17 protein-coding genes are annotated in these 16,540 nt (G+C 54.5%); 4 read left to right on the plus strand and 13 right to left on the minus strand.

The annotated features are described in order from the left end of the window. Positions 1–11: 11 nt before the first annotated feature. The 4 genes from HMPREF0494_RS03020 to HMPREF0494_RS03035 all read right to left on the minus strand — a co-directional run bounded on the left by HMPREF0494_RS03020 (position 12) and on the right by HMPREF0494_RS03035 (position 3,338). Complete coding sequence (locus HMPREF0494_RS03020) at positions 12–725, minus strand: Bax inhibitor-1/YccA family protein (RefSeq protein ID WP_007123458.1); 714 nt, start codon at positions 723–725, stop codon at positions 12–14. A 70-nt stretch (positions 726–795) separates the two neighbouring features. Further along, positions 796–2,103 (minus strand): UDP-N-acetylmuramate--L-alanine ligase, encoded by a 1,308-nt coding sequence (gene murC, locus HMPREF0494_RS03025; RefSeq protein ID WP_007123459.1) that lies wholly within the window; start codon positions 2,101–2,103, stop codon positions 796–798. 25 nt (positions 2,104–2,128) lie between these two features. Then, complete coding sequence (gene ytpR, locus HMPREF0494_RS03030) at positions 2,129–2,776, minus strand: YtpR family tRNA-binding protein (protein WP_007123460.1); 648 nt, start codon at positions 2,774–2,776, stop codon at positions 2,129–2,131. A 241-nt stretch (positions 2,777–3,017) separates the two neighbouring features. After that, entirely contained in the window at positions 3,018–3,338 is a 321-nt protein-coding gene (locus tag HMPREF0494_RS03035; protein ID WP_007123461.1) for a thioredoxin family protein, read from the minus strand. Positions 3,339–3,478: 140 nt separating this feature from the next. Between HMPREF0494_RS03035 and HMPREF0494_RS03040 the strand changes: the two genes are divergently transcribed. Next, positions 3,479–3,814, plus strand: a complete 336-nt coding sequence (locus HMPREF0494_RS03040; RefSeq protein ID WP_007123462.1) for a PepSY domain-containing protein — start codon at positions 3,479–3,481, stop codon at positions 3,812–3,814. Between the two features lie 135 nt (positions 3,815–3,949). On the opposite strand, the gene HMPREF0494_RS03045 is transcribed toward HMPREF0494_RS03040, so the two are convergent. Then, on the minus strand, positions 3,950–4,285 hold the full coding sequence (locus HMPREF0494_RS03045) for a winged helix-turn-helix transcriptional regulator (RefSeq protein WP_040458709.1): 336 nt from the start codon (positions 4,283–4,285) through the stop codon (positions 3,950–3,952). Positions 4,286–4,429: 144 nt separating this feature from the next. Between HMPREF0494_RS03045 and HMPREF0494_RS03050 the strand changes: the two genes are divergently transcribed. Next, positions 4,430–5,449 carry a zinc-binding alcohol dehydrogenase family protein gene (locus HMPREF0494_RS03050; protein ID WP_007123464.1) on the plus strand — a complete coding sequence of 340 codons (1,020 nt, stop codon included), beginning with the start codon at positions 4,430–4,432 and terminating at the stop codon, positions 5,447–5,449. A gap of 60 nt (positions 5,450–5,509) precedes the next feature. On the opposite strand, the gene trmB is transcribed toward HMPREF0494_RS03050, so the two are convergent. The 3 genes from trmB to HMPREF0494_RS03065 are packed head-to-tail and all read right to left on the minus strand — an operon-like array spanning position 5,510 to position 8,101. Beyond that, positions 5,510–6,160 (minus strand): tRNA (guanosine(46)-N7)-methyltransferase TrmB, encoded by a 651-nt coding sequence (gene trmB / locus HMPREF0494_RS03055; protein WP_007123465.1) that lies wholly within the window; start codon positions 6,158–6,160, stop codon positions 5,510–5,512. A gap of 2 nt (positions 6,161–6,162) precedes the next feature. Then, positions 6,163–7,371 (minus strand): ABC transporter permease, encoded by a 1,209-nt coding sequence (locus HMPREF0494_RS03060; protein ID WP_040458710.1) that lies wholly within the window; start codon positions 7,369–7,371, stop codon positions 6,163–6,165. Continuing rightward, positions 7,364–8,101: an ABC transporter ATP-binding protein gene (locus HMPREF0494_RS03065; RefSeq protein WP_007123467.1), complete on the minus strand. Its 738-nt coding sequence runs from the start codon at positions 8,099–8,101 to the stop codon at positions 7,364–7,366. Before HMPREF0494_RS03065 ends, HMPREF0494_RS03060 begins: the two co-directional genes overlap by 8 nt. A gap of 113 nt (positions 8,102–8,214) precedes the next feature. Between HMPREF0494_RS03065 and HMPREF0494_RS03070 the strand changes: the two genes are divergently transcribed. Next, the gene (locus tag HMPREF0494_RS03070) at positions 8,215–8,649 is read left to right on the plus strand and encodes an HIT family protein (protein WP_007123468.1); all 435 of its coding nucleotides are present in this window, start codon (positions 8,215–8,217) and stop codon (positions 8,647–8,649) included. Then, on the plus strand, positions 8,649–8,876 hold the full coding sequence (locus tag HMPREF0494_RS03075; RefSeq protein ID WP_007123469.1) for a hypothetical protein: 228 nt from the start codon (positions 8,649–8,651) through the stop codon (positions 8,874–8,876). Before HMPREF0494_RS03070 ends, HMPREF0494_RS03075 begins: the two co-directional genes overlap by 1 nt. Before the next feature lie 45 nt (positions 8,877–8,921). Here HMPREF0494_RS03075 and HMPREF0494_RS03080 read toward each other — a convergent pair whose 3' ends face one another. The 5 genes from HMPREF0494_RS03080 to HMPREF0494_RS03100 form a co-directional block, all read right to left on the minus strand. Beyond that, complete coding sequence (locus tag HMPREF0494_RS03080; protein ID WP_007123470.1) at positions 8,922–9,878, minus strand: peptidylprolyl isomerase PrsA; 957 nt, start codon at positions 9,876–9,878, stop codon at positions 8,922–8,924. A 150-nt stretch (positions 9,879–10,028) separates the two neighbouring features. Then, positions 10,029–12,497 carry an ATP-binding protein gene (locus tag HMPREF0494_RS03085; protein ID WP_007123471.1) on the minus strand — a complete coding sequence of 823 codons (2,469 nt, stop codon included), beginning with the start codon at positions 12,495–12,497 and terminating at the stop codon, positions 10,029–10,031. Then, positions 12,487–13,695: a metallophosphoesterase family protein gene (locus HMPREF0494_RS03090; RefSeq protein WP_007123472.1), complete on the minus strand. Its 1,209-nt coding sequence runs from the start codon at positions 13,693–13,695 to the stop codon at positions 12,487–12,489. Before HMPREF0494_RS03090 ends, HMPREF0494_RS03085 begins: the two co-directional genes overlap by 11 nt. Before the next feature lie 134 nt (positions 13,696–13,829). Further along, on the minus strand, positions 13,830–14,201 hold the full coding sequence (locus tag HMPREF0494_RS03095; protein ID WP_040458711.1) for a YlbF family regulator: 372 nt from the start codon (positions 14,199–14,201) through the stop codon (positions 13,830–13,832). Between the two features lie 69 nt (positions 14,202–14,270). Then, complete coding sequence (locus tag HMPREF0494_RS03100; protein WP_007123475.1) at positions 14,271–16,430, minus strand: PBP1A family penicillin-binding protein; 2,160 nt, start codon at positions 16,428–16,430, stop codon at positions 14,271–14,273. Positions 16,431–16,540: the final 110 nt, after the last annotated feature.

Below are 16,540 nucleotides of genomic sequence, written 5' to 3' on the forward strand. Positions count from 1 at the left end.
TTTTTAACATATTAGTCCCGGTCGCTCATCCCGAAGATTTGCAAGAACGAGATAAAGAGGTTGACGAAGTCCAGGTAGAGCTGGAGCGCGCCCACGATTGCCAGGCCCATCACTGAATTTTCGTTACTGTAATTCAGATAGATCTGCTTCATCTTTTGCGCATCCCACGCCGTCAATACGACGAAGATGATCACGGCAATGTAAGAGAAGATGTAGGTAATTGCCGGACTCTTCAAAAAGATGTTGATGATGGAAGCGATAATCAGGGCCACCAGCGCGGCCATGGCGTGGGCACCAAACTTGCTCAGGTCCCGCTTGGTCACCGACCCGTACAAAGCCATCGTCGCGAAGACCGCCGCCGAAGAAATAAAGGCCGCCGTGATGTTGGCCGAAGTAAACGCCCCCGCGATCAGGGCAAACTCAACCCCGTAGATAACCGCTACCAGCATCAGCATGATAAAGCCGCCCACCGGGTTGCGGGTGGCACTAAAACTGATCCCCATCGTCAGCGCAATCGGCAGGAGCAGGATCAGCCACACCATTCCCGGATGCTGCTGGAAGTAGACCAGGACCTGCTGGGCAAAGACGTTCAGTGTCAAGTAGGCACTTAACGCCGAAACTAAAACTGCCAGGGTCATGTTTCCGTACATCTTCGTCAGAAAACTATTTAACCCCGCCTGGTCGGCAACCACGCGCCGACCAGAATCATTTGGAAAATTGTCCATTAACGTAATTCCTCCTAAAAGCTTATTGAATTACCATACCACATTCTGCCGCCATGGTGGGCAAGCACGACTACTTATTAAGCAATTCTTTGAACTTCTCTTCATACTTTTCAATGTCGCCGGCACCCATGAAAATCAGGACGGCCTGATGGTACTTCGTCAGCTTGTCAATGCTATCCATGTCGACCCCTTCGCTACCCGGAATCTTGGCTTCAAGGTCCGCACTGGAAACTGAGCCGCCCTGTTCCCGGATGGAAGAGAAGATTGGCGTCACAAAGACCTTATCCGCCTTGCTCAGGCTAGCGGCAAAGCCATCAATGTAGGCCGCCAGCCGGGAGTAAGTGTGGGGTTGGAAGACCGCCACAATTTCCTTGTCGGGGAACTTCTGCCGGGCCGCGTCAATCGTCGCCTTGATTTCGTTCGGGTGGTGGGCGTAGTCATCAATCAGCTTGTCATCCGCAATGTCGGTCTCGCTAAAGCGCCGCTTAACCCCGGAGAAGTTGGCGAGTTCCTGCCTAATCTTGTCCATATCGACCTTTTCCATGTAGGCCACGGCCAGGACCGCCAGGCTGTTCAAAATGCTGTGTTCGCCGTAAAGGTGGATGGTGAAGGTCCCCAGCTTCTGGTCGCGGAAGTAGGCGTCATAAGTCGAGCCAGCTGGGGTCCGGCGGATGTTCTCGGCCCGGAAGTCGTCGCCGGCTCCAGTCCCGTAGTAGTAGACCGGCACGTCAACGTCCAGCTTCCGCAGGTTGGCATCGTCACCCCAGGCGAAGATGGCCTTCTTGACCTGGCGTCCATAGGTTTCAAATGACCCACGGACGTCATCAATATCCTTGAAGTAGTCCGGGTGGTCGAAATCGATGTTGGTCATGATAGCGTAGTCCGGGTGGTAGTCCAGGAAGTGGTCCCGGTATTCATCAGCCTCGAACACGAAGAAGCGGTCATCATCGTTTCCCTTGCCGACACCGTCACCAATCAGGTAGCTGGTTGGCTCAACGGCAGCGAGGACGTGGGCCAGCAGGGCCGTGGTACTGGTCTTCCCGTGGGCCCCGGCAATTCCGATGCTGGTGTGACCAACCACTTCCTTTTCCACCGCTTCCGGATAGGTCAGCACCGGCAGGCCGATCTCTTTGGCCCGCAGCACTTCTGGATGATCTTCAGAAAAGGCGTTGCCCTTAATCACCGTCATCCCTGGCTTGAGGTTGGCCGGGTCAAACGGCAGGATCTGGATGCCCGCCTTGAGCAGGGGGCCCTGAGTGAAGGTTTCCTTTGCAATGTCTGAACCCAGGACTTCGTTTCCCTGGTCGTGTAAAACGCGGGCGAGGGCCGCCATCCCGGTTCCCTTAATGCCGATGAAGTAGTATGTCTTCTTTTCCATTCTCTTTTCCTTTCCGTAGTCCTGCTTATTTTGCTGGGAAGAAGGTATCGGCCTTGGCAAAGTCGACTGCCTCGCCGACTTCCTGCCAGTCATCAGGGATAATCCAGAGGCCCTTCTTGTCTGGCGCGTTCTTCATCCGCAATTCACGGAAGCCGCAGAGCATCCCGTCGCTTTCAACGCCCATCAAGGCCCCCGGCCAGATAAGCTTGCCGTCCGGCATCATGGCACCAGGACGTGCCACCACGACCTTAATCCCCGTGGCGACATTGGGCGAGCCGCAGACGATTTGAACCGTCTGGTCAGCACCGATCCGGGTCTGGGTGACCTTGAGGTGGTCAGACTTCGGGTGGTCTTCCATCTTCTCAACGTAGCCAACCACGAACTTTGGCGTGTGGTCAGCCGTTAATTGCTGGTCAAACCCGGCGGCGGCCAGCTTTTGGTTAAGCTTGGCAACCTGGTCATCGCTCAAGAAGACCTGGCCGTTAACCCCCGTCAGCTCCGGTAATAGCTTGCTGGCGTCCATAAAATTATAGCCGAGGAGCTGGTTTCCCTTGGTACTCATAATCTGCACAACCCCATCCTTAACCGTGGCTGCCTGGTCACCATTGCCGGGTGCCGTGATCGTTACTAAGATGTCGCCCATCTCTGCTGGATTATAGCTTGCAATTAACATTCTTTGTTCCTGTCTCCTTTGTTTTAAACCGCTAAATTAGAAAAGGGCGCCGGCCAGAACCAAGTCGCCTGGTTCGCGGGTCCCCTTCGCCACGCAGTAAACTGTTTGGTCAGCCAATGCTGGGGCTGCCAGCCAATTCCTGCACCATTAACTGATTGACTTTAAAAAGCGTAAGGAGGCTGAGTGGCCCCGGCCTCCTTAATATCTAAAAAAGCGGGCCATTTTGACTTGCTTTTTTATTTTACTTCAAATTCCGTAAAAAATCTTCCACTTGTTCCTTAGTTTTCCGATCTTTGTTTACTAAACGGCCGATTTCCTTGCCATGATCGTAGACGATAAAGCTGGGAATCCCAAAAACATTTAATTCTGCCGCCAGGTCAATGTTTTCATCCCGGTCGACGGTGTAGAAGGTGTAATCAGCGAAGTCCCCTTCGATTTCCGGCATGGCCGGCTTAATAAACCGGCAGTCCGGGCACCAGCCAGCGGTAAAGAACAGGACCACTTTCCCCTGGCCGATTTTCTCCACTAATTGGTCATCCTTAATTACAGGTAGCTTTTCCATCAAAGCATCCCTCCTTAATATTAGTACAACGTCACTATACCATAAGCCCGGCTGAATTACTCGCAAATAGCACCTGCTTGGCTTTTTGGCGCCGTTAATGTTAAAATTGGGTAATCATTATAGTTAAAGGAAGCGTTGCAATGAACGATTCAAATAACACACTTAATCCATGGCTGGTTCCAGTAACCCTTGGTGCTTCCGGTATTGCAGGCTTCTTAGCCGGCAAGCTGTTTGGCAAGCGGCCCTACCCGGCGAACCGGGCCCTCAAGCAAATCCGTCACGACTTTGCTAGTGAGGGAACCATTACGGGCAGCTGGATTGACCACCAGCAGGCTCCCTTTCAGCGGTTTGCCGTCAAGACCAGCGCTTACCGGGGCGGCCTGACGCGGTTAGAGGACGGCGAACCGGTTAATTACGAATTCAAGGTCGACGCCTTCACCGGCAGTCTGCTGGAATTGAAGCGGCTGGAAAATTAGTTTATAAACGTAGCGAGCGGGAATTAACTCCGCCACTTAACCAAGTCATAACTTCAGCGCAGTAACTGACTGCGCGACGAAAGAAAACCTCCCCCAATCAGCTTTTCAGCCGGTTGGAGGAGGTTTTTCCCGTGGTCAGTTTACTAACGCATTGTACTGACGGCCCCACTCTTCCATTGCCATAATCACCGGAGACAAACTTTTGCCCAAAGTCGTTAGTCGATAGTCAGTTTTCGGCGGTACAGCCGGATAGACCCTTTTCAAAATAATGTTGTCTCTTTCCAGTTCGCTAAGTTGGAGCGCCAGCATCCGTCGCGAGCAGTGCGGCATCAGTTTTTGCAACTCACTAAACCGGCATACCTGATTTTTAATTAGGTGATATAGAATAACGCTCTTCCACTTCCCCGAAATAATTTGAAGCGTACTTTCAACCGGGCAACCACGCGCACAGTTGTAAATATGTCTTGGCAAGCCAATCCCCCTCCTTAGTTGTAATGATATAATCATTAGTTTTCTTCAGCCATAGTGAAATATTTGTTACTTAGGAATTTTATTTTCTCCTCTTGTTTCCATTCCACGCCCCATTACTATAAGTAAGTAAAGGAGTGACTTACAATGAAAGCAATCGGATTTACTGAACACCTGCCAATTAATAATCCCCGCAGCCTGTTTGAATTTCAAACGCCACTGCCGGAGCCGCGCCCCCATGACCTCCTGGTTAAGGTAACGGCGGTCGCGGTCAACCCGGTCGACACCTACGTTCGCAAGGGCGGCCGGGGAAAATTAAAGTCGCCGAAAATTATTGGCTATGATGCCTGCGGGACCGTCACAAAGGTTGGCACCGCGGTTAGCCTGTTTCATCCCGGTGACCGGGTCTTTTACGCGGGGTCAATCTTGCGGCCGGGCAGCAATAGTGAATATCAGCTGGTCGATGAGCGGATCGTCGGCCACGCGCCGCATACCCTCTCTGACGCCCAGGCTGCAGCAATGCCCCTGACCTCGTTAACTGCCTACGAAGCGCTATTTGAACAGTTGGGGATCGACCGCAGGCCCCAAAAGAACGCTGGAAAGACGATTTTAATTATCAACGGGGCGGGCGGAGTCGGCTCCGTGGCCACCCAGCTGGCTCGTTTAGCCGGTTTGACCGTGATTGCCACCGCTTCACGCCCCGCCGGAGTCAAATGGACCAAAGAGCACGGTGCCCATTTCGTGGTCAACCACCACCAGGACCTGGTCAAGCAGGTTCACGCCCGCGGCTACCAATACGTCGACTACGTTCTCGGACTAAGCAGCATTGACGATCACTGGCAAGAGATGTGCCAGCTAATTAAGCCCAACGGCGCAATCAGCTCAATTACCGAAAACCGGCGCCCCATCAACCTCCGCCTGCTGACTAAGAAACGGGCGCACTTCGCCTGGGAATGGATGTATACCAAATCCTATTACTCAACCCCCGACATGGTAACGCAACACCAAATTTTAGACCGGGTCGCGCAGCTGCTTGACGAACGAGTCCTCACCTGTACCTTAAGCAAGGAACTAATTCCCCTTAACGCCGCGAACCTTCGGAAAGCACACCAATTAGTCGAAGGCGGCCATATGATTGGCAAGGTCGCGATTGCAGGTTGGGAATAGTTTACAAATAATAAGGCGGATAACGGCGGTCCCATCGTAGAAATACCGTTATCCGCTTTATTATTCAGCCTCCTTAAAGTGGGCCGTCAGCTTGTAAATCGGCTGCCCCTTGGCCGCAAATTTCTGTTCGTACTCGGTTTCAACGTTATGCTCGTTTTCATCGCTGTTGTGGAGGTCGAGCCATACCCCGTCGAAGACCATCCCGTAGTTGTTCATACTTTGCAGGGAGAACTCAAAGAAGCCCATGTTATCGGTCTTGAGTTCGATCGTACCTTCTTCTTTGAGGACTTGATGGTAGCCGGCTAAGAAGGTATGGTAGGTCAGCCGCCGCTTGGCATGGCGGGTCTTCGGCCAGGGGTCCGAGAAGTTGAGGTAGAGGCGGTCTAATTCGTGGTCCTCGAAGTAGTTGGTGATGTCAGAACCATCCCCACAGATCAGTTGGAGGTTAGGCAGTTCTTCTGCCAGGGCCTTCTTCAGGGCAATTGCCGCTACCGTTCGCTGGATTTCCAGGCCGATGAAGTTGATTTCCGGGTGGGCCTTTGCCATGCCAATGATGAACTGCCCCTTCCCCATGCCGACTTCGACGTGGAGCGGCTGAGCTTGGGCGAAACGGTCTTGCCAGTGGCCCTTAACCTCCTCAGCACTAGTTACGATCATCTCCGGGTGGTCCGCAATCAGCGGATCCGCCCACTTTTTATGTTTCACACGCATAATTAGTATTCCTCACTTAACTTTTTTATTCGCAGTTTGAAGTAGAACCGGGTCAAGATCCCGACTTCGATGGCGGCGAGGGCCAGGTTGATTAAGCAGCCCCGCCAATTGAAATTTAGACCAATGCTTGCCAAAACAATCAAAGCCGCTTCCACCACGGTCACCCGGGTCAAAAGCCGCTGGAAGTCCCTGACCCGCTCCTTCGGTTGAACCGGATAGAGGTGGGTAAAGACGTTGGCGTCGTATTGGCGGTATAAAGGCAGCAGCTGGGTCGCAATCAGGTAGATAAACAGGATGACCAGTACGGTATTCAGCCACTGGACCGGTACCAAAAATACCAGCACCATCGCTAGCAGGGTCAGGCGGATGACGATCCCGCTGATGTCCGTGTTGCGGACAAAGCCCCGCGCGTACAAGTACGCCCAGGGGTGGTTGCCATTGGACAGCCAGCGGATCAGGCCGGCCGCCCAACGCCGCCGTTTGACGCTCCCCTGTACACTCGGTACGTCGGTAAAGAGGTTGAAGAAGCGGTAAACACTATACATCCGGTTGCTTTCCATCCTTACTGCCGCCTGCCAGTCGATGGTCAGGTCACGGTAGACTAACCGCATGGCGACATCAAGGATTACCGCCACCGCCAACCCGAATAGGGGGCTGACCAGCCAGGTCGTCGCAGCCGCCAGCAACGGGTTCAGCCAGTATTCGACCTGGGTCCGCCAGCGTTGTTTGGCCCAACGGAGACTGATGGACTTGCGGGCGGTAAACAGCCAATCATCCTTGGTCACTAATGCCGTCAGAAAAACGGCAACGATGTCCAGCGATGACAGCCGCTCCGTCGTCAGGGCAAAGGGCAGCGCGGCGAAGGTCCCCGCAACCGTCATCAGCCCTGCCAAAAGCAGGCTATAAGCGTAAGCCCGGTTCAGGTAGCCATCCATCGCCTTTACCTGGGGCAGGAGGAAGACCGGATCCGGCCGCTTAATCAGGGTCGCCAGCCGGCCCAGCTGGGCGAGGAGGACAAACCAGATGATTAGCAGCCAGCGGGTCCACCACTGATTGGCACTGAGGGTCGGCAACCACTCTGAATACCCGTAGGCCAGCGCGCCAAAGAGGAAGAAGAGGGCGATGACAAAGTGGTCGTTGAACACCAGCCGCCAGTACTTGAGAAGCATCATAAAGTGGCGCTGGCGCCGTTTCGTAAATAATCTACTCATCTTGATCATCCCTTGCCAAGCCGAGATAAATTTCATCTAGCGACTCATCTGGTCGGTCAGCCTGCTGGCGGAGTTCCGCCAGGGTGCCGTGGGCCCGAACCTGCCCGTTAGCGAGGAGGACAAAGCGGTCACAGTAGCGTTGGGCAGTATCGAGGACGTGGGTGGACATCAACACGGCCACCCCCTCCTTTTTCTTTTGTTCAATCAGGTCCAGCAGGTCGTGCACCGCCAGGGGGTCCAAACCATAAAAGGGCTCGTCAACGATCAGTAGCTTAGCATTAGTCATGAAGGCACAGCAGATCATCACCTTCTGCTTCATTCCCTTAGAAAAGTTGGCCGGGAACCAGTCGAGCTTGTTGTCGAGCCGAAATAGCTTGAGCAGCTTGCGGGCCCGTTGCCAGGCTGCCTGGTGGTCAAGTCCGTAGGCGTTCATCGTCAGTTCTAGGTGCTCCCGCAACGTCAACTCATCGTAGAGAATCGGCGTTTCGGGAACGTAGGCAATCTGTTGCTTATACTCGGCCGGATTGTTAGCCAGGGTCAGCCCGTTGAGGGTAATCGTTCCGGAAAACGGCCGCAGCAAACCGATAATGTGGTTTAGGGTCGTAGACTTTCCGGCCCCGTTTAAGCCGATCAAGCCGACCAGTTCGCCTGGTTTGACCGTTAAACTGACCTGCTTTAAGACGGGGATCTGTGAATATCCCCCCACCAGCTTCTTTACTTCAAGTGCCATCAGCGTTCCCCCTTACTCTTAATTTCAACCATTAATTATACCATATCCGGTGCAGGCCTCCCGCTTTTTCGGTATACTAGGGGTAGACACAAAAGCTAAAGGAGTGCGATCACATGACTGACTGTATTTTTTGCAAGATCATCGCCGGAGAAATCCCGAGCTATACCGTATACGAAGACGACGTTGTCAAGGCCTTCCTCGACATTTCCCAGGGTACCCCGGGCCACACCCTGGTAGTGCCGAAGAAGCACGTCAAGGACCTTTTCGCCTACGATGAGGACCTGGCCGCCGCCGTCTTTTCCCGCCTACCTAAGATTGCCCGGGCAATCAAAAAATCCAACCCGGCAATTAAGGGGATGAACGTCATCAACAACAATGGCGAGTTGGCTTACCAATCAGTCTTCCACTCCCACATCCACCTGGTACCCCGTTACACCGACCAGGACGACTTCAAGATTATCTTTAAGGATAATTCTGCCAAGTATGACGAGGACAAGTACAAAGAAATCCAAGAAGCAATCGTCAAGCAGATGGAAGATGAGCAGTAATGTTTGAGACAATCAAAGAAACGGTGACCGACGTCAAGCGGCTCGTCCATTCCTGCCGGGAGTTGGGCGTTAATGTCAAGCAACTCCAGGAAAGCCTGCCCGCCGTCAGCAAATTCCAAACGGAAGTGCAGGCGGACATCGCCAAGTGGCAGTTTAAGGACCAGCCGCGCCTGGATAAAATCCGGGAAATAACCGACCGGTTGAGTAAAAAAGAAAAACATAATTAATAAAAAGCATCGAGCAATTTCACCTGCTCGATGCTTTTTACTTTGCTAGTTATTCCCGTTGCTGGAAGAGTTGCTGCTGTTGGAATTGCCCAGGGTCCCGCTGCTACTCGTGGCACCGTTGGAATTCAGGTAATCATCCAAGATGTTCTTCTCGTCCTGTTCCTTGATGGAAACGTTCCCCTTCTTAAGGACGTTAGAAACAACCTTGTGGAGGAAGGTCCGGTTGTTCATGTTTTCCTGAACGATCTGGGTCCGCAGGTCAGCAATGTGCTGGCTCTTCTTTCCCTTGGCCGGATGTTCAATCATGTAGATCACCTGGTAACCGTCGTCGGTCTTGACCGGGGTCGTGGTGTACTCGCCGGTCTTGAGCTTAAAGGCCGCTTCCTTGTACGCCGAGTCCAGTGAATTATCGGTATTGTCAAAGGCTGGAACCCGTCCGCCATTGTTCTTGTTAGAGCTATCGGTCGACTTGGATTTTGCCAGCTTCTTGAAGGTCTTGTACTTATCACTCGAACTGTTCAACTGGTCGATGATGTCTTGGGCGTCGTTCTTGCTGCCGACCAGGATTTCGGCCGTCTGCACCTTCGGCTGGTACTTCTTCCACTGGGCGTTAATCCGCTTGTTGGTAATGTGGGAGTAATCACGCACCGCAGCTTCCAGCAAGAGGTTGGACCGCAGCTGCTGCTTGAACGACTTCTCGGTCATCCCATTTTGCTGTAAGAAAGAACTAAATTGGGAGCCGTACTGGGACTTGTAGCTGTTGTACTGGGCGTTAACCTGCTTGTCGGACACCTGCTTGCCGTATTCCTTTTCCAGGACCTTGTCCAGGATCATCTGCTGCAAAACCTGCTTACCGTTGCTGGTGGCCTTCATGCTGGAATAGTATTCGCTTTGGGTAATCTTGCCCCCGCTGGTCGTAGCGACCGCCTTGTTTCCACAGGCCGCCAACGGCAGCATCAAGGCTGCTCCAGCGATTACCGCAATTAACTTCTTTGACTTCAAAAAAACACATCCCTTGTCATAAATTAACTTTCACCCTGACGGGAACCGTCAGCCGATGGTTTTTGTTCCACCGTTTTGTACCTACCCAATATACCACAATTAACGCTCCTGCCGGGGTTTTCAAGAAAAAGTTTAAGTGATTTTCACAATTTATTCACGATCTAGCCGTTCAAGGTCAAGCACGTCCGCTTGCTGCCGGGCCCGGTCATCGGCGGTAAAGTAAATGACCTGGTTATGCTGGGCCAACTGGCTAAGAAGGTCAAGCACCCGCCCCCTGCGTAGATAGTCAAAGTTGACAAAGCCATCGTCAATGATGATTGGCAGAGAAAGCTGGTCGCTCATCACCCTGATAAAGCCAAAGCGGAGTGCGAGGTAGAGCTGCTCGGCGGTCCCCGTTGACAGTTCCGCCGCTGCAAACCGCTCCTGTGTGGCAGTCAGCACCGCAACCCCGTCAGAGTCGAGCAGGATTTTCGTATAATGCTGGTCCGTCAGGGTCGCGAAGAAGCCCTCCGCGGCCTTAATAATCGCCGGGTAACGGTCAGCAGACGCTAGAATCAATGCCTGGTTAATCCACTGGGCCGTCAACTGGTAAGTCGTCCACTGACGCGCTTCCTGCCAGATCTGGGCCGCCAGGTTCGCCGCCCGTTGTTCCAGCTCCGGAAGGGTGCCGTCAGCCGCCAGGTTGCTAATCTTTACTTGGGCAGCTTGCTGGCGCTGGCGGGCCGCTTCTAACGCTGCCCGTTCATGCGCCAGCTGACTTTGAGCCTGCTGAGCCGCTCGCTGGAGGTCCGCCACGTCCGCATACTGCTGCAAGGCCTGCCGCTCCCCCGTAGTTAGCTGCTCGGCATACGCTGCCGTAGCCGCCTGCTGGTGGCGGCTGTGGGCCCGCAGCTGCAAGAACCGGCTAAATTCGGCGTCATCGGCAACCCCCGCCGACTGGTAAATCGCCCCTTTTTCGGCCTGGACCTCCCTTAACCGGGCTTTAAGGGTCGTCAAATCTCGCTGAGCTGTCTGAAGCCGCTGCTGGAGGTCTTGCCATGACTGCCACTGCGCGTTCAGCTGATTTTCCCAGCCTAACAGCTGGCGGGCCAGTTCATCCGGCCGCTCGCCACTAACCTTACCGGCCAAGCGCCGTCTAATCGCCGCCAAACGGTCCCGGTCCCTTCCCGAATCCGCTGATGAGTTAGCCAGCTGGGCATTTAATTCCGCGTAACGCCGCAGGTCCGCTTGCATCACCAGCCACTGTTCCGGCGGAAACTTGCTCAAGCCGTGCTGACGGCCAAAGGCGGCTAGGGCCGCGGTCCGCCGCGCCAACTGCCGCTTTTCCTGCTGGTAGCCATAGTAACCCCAACCGCCGGCTGCAATCACTAATAACAGGCCCAGATTTCGTAAAAGGCCGTGTTGGCCAGCCAGACCGAACAAGCACAGTAAGCCGCCCAGGCCGAGCAGCCCTAAAATCAGCCCCTGGTTAACGGCGGGCGCCCCGGACCTCGTTAACTGTTCCAGCTTAGCCAATTCGCGCTCGGTCAGCGGCCGGGGCGGCTCCTGACCATAGCGTTCCTGCAACCGGCTTCGTTCCTGGACCCGCCGTTCCACCAGTCCACCCTGTTGCCGGTGCTGGTCAGCCCGTGCTGCTAGTTGGAGCAGTTGGGCCCGCAAGTCTTGGTATTCTGCCAGGCGGGCATGGTCGGCCCGCAACCGAGCCTGGTCAAACTGGGCCAAGCGCCCGTTGAGCTGCGCCAGTTGCTCCTCGTGCTGTTTTACCTGCCGTCTAAGCTCCTCTTCCTGGACGCCGAGCCGGTTGGCCGCCGCTACCTGTTCGTCGCTGATTGGCTGAACCGCAGCAGTTTGCCGGCCTCGCTTCCACTGCTCGAAAACCGGCCAGAGGCGGACCAGACGTTCCAGGCCAGCCGCTTTTTCCTGTTCCCGTTTCAAGTTCGCCTGGCCGCTGTCAACCTGTTCTTGAGCGGTCCGCTGGTCGGCCCGCAGACGCTGGTAGTCAGCATACTTTGCCCGGGCCGCCTGAATTCTCTGCTGGAGTTCTTGATATTCACTGAGGTGCTGGTTGAGGACCGGCTTCCGGCCCCGGGGTTTGAACACTTGGTCGCCCGCCTTAATCAGGTCGGCGACCAAGCGCCGCCACTTGCCGCTATCAACCGCCCCGACCTGTTGCAAGTACCGTTGAATATCCGCACGGCTAAGCTCATCGACCGCCGCCAGGTCGGCCTGCCGGATCCCAAAGACGGCCTGGTAAAGGTCTTGGTCGACGTTTCCCAACAGGGCAGTTAATTTTTCCGGACCAAATTCCCGGCCCTGCTGGTCAGTAACGGTTACCTTACCGCCAGCTTGTCCCGTCGTCCGGCTAATCCGGTACTGCTGACCGCCGGCTTCCACCAGCAGGCTACCGCCATACGCCGCGGTAGTGCGCGGCCGGTACTGCTGGAAACGGTTCTTCCCCTTTGCGTTGGCAAAGCCGAATAAAATGCTGCGGATAAAGACGGCCAGGGTGGTCTTCCCCGCCTCGTTTCTTCCATAAATCACCTGCGGATTCGCCGGCAGGGAAAAATCCTGGTCAACCCACTTGCCAAAGCCATCAATGTGGACACTCTTAATTCTCATCCTGATGATTCTCCCGTTCGTTAATTAAGTCCACCGCCCGCTGTTTAAATTCCGTTAAGTCCTGATGGTCAATGAACTGGTCGTAGAGGGGCTGGTGCTTAACTAGCGGCTTGATCACGGCCGCCAAGTTCTCCGGCGTGAACACCGCCGCTTGGGCCCGGTCCCAGTATTGCTGGTCGAGGGCCGGTAAATTTGTTGGTTGGGCGCACGCCGCCAAGGTCAGCTGGTAGGGCCACCAGTCGATTGACTCTCGCATCCCCAAGCGTGCTTGCAGGTGACTGAGCAGGCCGTCATTTTCCACCAGCAGGCGCCACCGCGGTTGGCTAGTGCTGATCCGTACCGCACAGAGCTGGAGCTGGCCGGCCGCGTCTGCGGTTGCTGCCTGGGCGATTGCCCGGTCAACGGCCGGTTGATTTTGGCAATCGTCGAGGTTAACGTTCACGGTCCGCCAGCCAATGCCAGCGACCGGTTTGAATTCTGGAACCAGCCGGGACCCCTGGCTGTGAACTAGGTAGTAGCCGTGGCTGCCGGCTTCGTTCTTATGCCGGCCCTGGGGAATACCGCTGTAAACAATTGGCGGAGCCGCCGCCAGCTGCTGGTGCTTGTGGATGTGCCCCAGCGCCCAGTAGTCGTAGTGCTTGCTCTCCAGCTCAGCCACCGTAAACGGAGCGTAATGGTTATCAGCCCCCGCCTGGTAGGGTGCCCCGTGCAGCAAACCGATTTGCCAGTCTACCGGCCCCTTTATCGGATACTGCTTCGCAACATCCTGCTCAATCCACCGCTGGCCATAGCTAAAGCCAGTCACGGCAACCCGGCTGCCGTCAGTCAGCTTAAAGTCCACCGTCGCAACCTGGTTGCCAAAGACGTGGGTATTTGCCGGCAAGGACTGGTTCGTCGCGGTTACCGGCTGAAAGTCGTGGTTGCCATAGCACAAAAAGACGGGGATCTGACGGTCGGCGAGCCGGCCCAGCTGTTCGTTAAAGAAGTTAACGGCCGCAATGCTTTTCCGTTCACCGTCATAAATGTCCCCCGTGATCACAACAAAGTCGACCCGCTCGTCAATTGCGGCATCAACAATTTTTTGAAACGCAACAAAGGTGGAGTCATAAACTCGCTGCCAAAGCTGACCAGGCACCTTAGTCAACCCCTGAAAGGGACTGGCCAGGTGCAAATCTGCCGTATGAATAAACTTCACCATTTCCACCCCACTCGCTTACCAAAGTTTGAGCAACAACGCAAAAGCCCCCATCGTTCTAGTAAAGCCGAACGCTGGAGGCCAAGTAGTACCCGCGGCCGAGAACCATTCTCAAGTCCGCTGGCTAGCAAGTCCTGCTAGTTATTTTCGTTAGATTGCGGCATGATTTCACTATACAGGTCTTGAATCGGGCTGGTAATCGTCTTGTTCAGCTGTTGCAGCATCTGGTCGATTTGCCGTTCCTGGTTCATCAAGTTTTGCACCGCCTGCTTGCCGCTGATTTCCTTAGCCAGGGTCTGGATTGCCTTGATCTCATCTTCGCTTGGCTGCTGGCCCTTCATTTGCTTTTGCTGGGCTTCAGCCTGCATTTGTTGGAACTTCTTGAAGGATTCGAAGGCTTCACTGTCCGCCTTCAATTCGTCCAAGGCCTTCTTTAAGCCCTGGTATTCTTGCGTTTCCACTAATTGCCGGCTCATGTCATTGGCCGTGTCATAAATATTTACAACCATCATCGATAACTCCTTTTCGGTTCATTACTATAAATTGTATCATGTTTTGCCTGGTGGTGAAACGGCCGCCTAAAAGAGGGCTTTGACGTTGTCCCAGAACTGGCTGGCCTTGTCGCCAATGTTATTGACCGACTGGTTAAAGCGGTTGAGGACATCATGATCGCCACTGAAGAAGGACTTCCAGCCCCCTGTGTTTTTAACCCGCTTGTTAGCCCGGGTCTGGGCGTCCTGGACCGTAAACTTGGTTCCCGGCGTGTTCTCCAAAATGCCAGTCATCTCATTTTTAAAGAGGCCGTTGATGTTACGCTCCGAAATATCGTCCAAAACGTGGTTAGAGTTGGTATCGTCGTAGCCTTCCCAGGTGGCGACCACCACGTCAGGCGTGTAGCCGACGATCCACTTATCGCGGTCATTGGACTCGTCACCTTTGACCCCGGAATTAGTCGTCCCGGTCTTTCCGGCCAGGGTATAGCCCGCCGGCTTGGCGCTCTCCCCGGTGCCGTGCTCGTACACCCCAATCAGCATACTGGTCATTTCCCGGGCAGTCTTGCTGGAGACGACGTGCTTAACCTTGGAGCCCTTATTCTGGGCAACGACCTTCCCCGAGGCGTCAACGATCTTAGTGATGTAGTACGGGGTCGGCATCTGCCCGTCATTGTCAAAGGCTGCGTAGGCCCGGGCAATCTGCTGGGGCGAGACCCCCTTAGTCATCCCACCGAGGGCCAGGGCCAGGTTCTTATCGCCCTTTTCCACCGGCAGGCCGAATTTTTCGGCCATCTTATAGCCCTGGTTGACCCCGATCTTGTTGAGCAGCCAAACCGCTGGGGCGTTTAAACTCTCATATAGGGCCTTGTACATCGGCACCTTGCCGCTATAAGTATCATCGTAGTTCTTTGGCGTGTAGTTGTTGGTCCCGTACGACTGCTTCTTATCCTGGAGTTCCGAATCGTAGAAATAGCCGTGTTCTAAGGCGGGCGCGTAGACCACGATTGGTTTGATCGTCGACCCCGGCTGCCGCCGCATCTGGGTCGCCCGGTTGAAGCCCCGGAAGACGTGCTTGCCACGGCCACCCACGACTGCGGTCACACCCCCGGTCTTCGGGTTCATTGCGATTGACGCTGACTGCACCATCGTCCCATCGGCAGAATTATCAGGAAAATTATTGTCATTATCGTAGGTATCCTGCATCGAGCGCTGCTGGTCCTGGTCCAGGGTCGTGTAGATCTTATAGCCATCATTCATGATCGACTTTTCAGAAATGTTGTACTGGCTGGCCGCCTCGGAAATCACCGCGTCAAAGAAGTAGGGGTACTTGTAGCTGTCGTTAGCCACGTAGCCGCTGTTAATCCCCAACGGTGTCTTCTTGTAGGCGGTCGCGGCGGACTGGCTGAGCTTCTTATTTTCAACCATCAGTTGCAGGACCATGTTCCGTCGGGCCCGGGTCGCGTCTGGGTGGTCGATCGGGTCGTAAATTCCCGGTGAAGTCAGCATCCCCGCCAGGGTGGCCGCCTGGGGAACCGTCAGCTGGCTGGCGTTGACGTCAAAGTACCGCCGGGCCGCGTCCTGGACTCCCCAGACCCCGTGGCCGAAGTAGGCGTTGTTGAGGTACATCGTCAGGATTTCGTTCTTGGGATACTGGTTCTCGACTTCGACCGCGATAAAGATTTCCCGGGCCTTTCGTGAGAAGGTCTGCTGTTGGGTCAAGAAGGCGTTCTTAACCAGTTGCTGGGTCAGGGTACTCCCCCCGCCAGAGATGTAGTCGCGGTGGAGAAGCTTATTTTTGACCAGCAGGAAGGCCGCCCGGCTCAAACCCTTGACCGAAAAGCCGTGCTCGTGGTAAAAGTTCCGGTCCTCAGTCGACAGCACCGCGTCAGGAACACTCGAGGAGATATTGTTAAGCTTCACGTAGGTTCCCTTTTGCGAGTACAGGCTCCCCGCCGACTGCTTTTTATTATCGTAAATCATTGTCGGGCGGGATAAACGATTCTGCAGGTTCTTGACGTCCGAAGTCTTCGCTACAAAGGTCAAGTGGATGCTCATCAGCAGAAAGAGGCTGAGAAACACGACTATTAACCAGCGAGTCAGCTGGTAGCGGTGCCAAACTTGCTTGAGTTTTTTCTTAAAGCGCCGCCAAACGTCTTGCAAAAACGCCAGCAGCTGTTTGCCCACTTTCTTTAACCAGGCGACCAGCCGGTCCTTGGTAGAATTTGTTTGTGGCTCACGTTTCATTTTCTCTCTCCATTATCCGTTCATTTTAGAATGCAAACCATTTTAGCACACTTTCCACCGCTTGCCGCACTTTCAGCGATTTTTTTAGCAAGGCTTAACAAGTATATATA

The organism is Limosilactobacillus antri DSM 16041, from assembly GCF_000160835.1.
GTDB lineage: Bacteria > Bacillota > Bacilli > Lactobacillales > Lactobacillaceae > Limosilactobacillus > Limosilactobacillus antri.

What these genes read in the sequence shown, in the direction of transcription:
- HMPREF0494_RS03020 (WP_007123458.1), bottom strand. Translation starts at nt 725, where the DNA reads ATGGACAATTTTCCAAATGATTCTGGTCGGCGCGTGGTTGCCGACCAG.
- murC (WP_007123459.1), bottom strand. Translation starts at nt 2,103, where the DNA reads ATGGAAAAGAAGACATACTACTTCATCGGCATTAAGGGAACCGGGATG.
- ytpR (WP_007123460.1), bottom strand. Translation starts at nt 2,776, where the DNA reads ATGTTAATTGCAAGCTATAATCCAGCAGAGATGGGCGACATCTTAGTA.
- HMPREF0494_RS03035 (WP_007123461.1), bottom strand. Translation starts at nt 3,338, where the DNA reads ATGGAAAAGCTACCTGTAATTAAGGATGACCAATTAGTGGAGAAAATC.
- HMPREF0494_RS03040 (WP_007123462.1), top strand. Translation starts at nt 3,479, where the DNA reads ATGAACGATTCAAATAACACACTTAATCCATGGCTGGTTCCAGTAACC.
- HMPREF0494_RS03050 (WP_007123464.1), top strand. Translation starts at nt 4,430, where the DNA reads ATGAAAGCAATCGGATTTACTGAACACCTGCCAATTAATAATCCCCGC.
- trmB (WP_007123465.1), bottom strand. Translation starts at nt 6,160, where the DNA reads ATGCGTGTGAAACATAAAAAGTGGGCGGATCCGCTGATTGCGGACCAC.
- HMPREF0494_RS03060 (WP_040458710.1), bottom strand. Translation starts at nt 7,371, where the DNA reads ATGAGTAGATTATTTACGAAACGGCGCCAGCGCCACTTTATGATGCTT.
- HMPREF0494_RS03065 (WP_007123467.1), bottom strand. Translation starts at nt 8,101, where the DNA reads ATGGCACTTGAAGTAAAGAAGCTGGTGGGGGGATATTCACAGATCCCC.
- HMPREF0494_RS03070 (WP_007123468.1), top strand. Translation starts at nt 8,215, where the DNA reads ATGACTGACTGTATTTTTTGCAAGATCATCGCCGGAGAAATCCCGAGC.
- HMPREF0494_RS03075 (WP_007123469.1), top strand. Translation starts at nt 8,649, where the DNA reads ATGTTTGAGACAATCAAAGAAACGGTGACCGACGTCAAGCGGCTCGTC.
- HMPREF0494_RS03085 (WP_007123471.1), bottom strand. Translation starts at nt 12,497, where the DNA reads ATGAGAATTAAGAGTGTCCACATTGATGGCTTTGGCAAGTGGGTTGAC.
- HMPREF0494_RS03090 (WP_007123472.1), bottom strand. Translation starts at nt 13,695, where the DNA reads ATGGTGAAGTTTATTCATACGGCAGATTTGCACCTGGCCAGTCCCTTT.
- HMPREF0494_RS03095 (WP_040458711.1), bottom strand. Translation starts at nt 14,201, where the DNA reads ATGGTTGTAAATATTTATGACACGGCCAATGACATGAGCCGGCAATTA.
- HMPREF0494_RS03100 (WP_007123475.1), bottom strand. Translation starts at nt 16,430, where the DNA reads ATGAAACGTGAGCCACAAACAAATTCTACCAAGGACCGGCTGGTCGCC.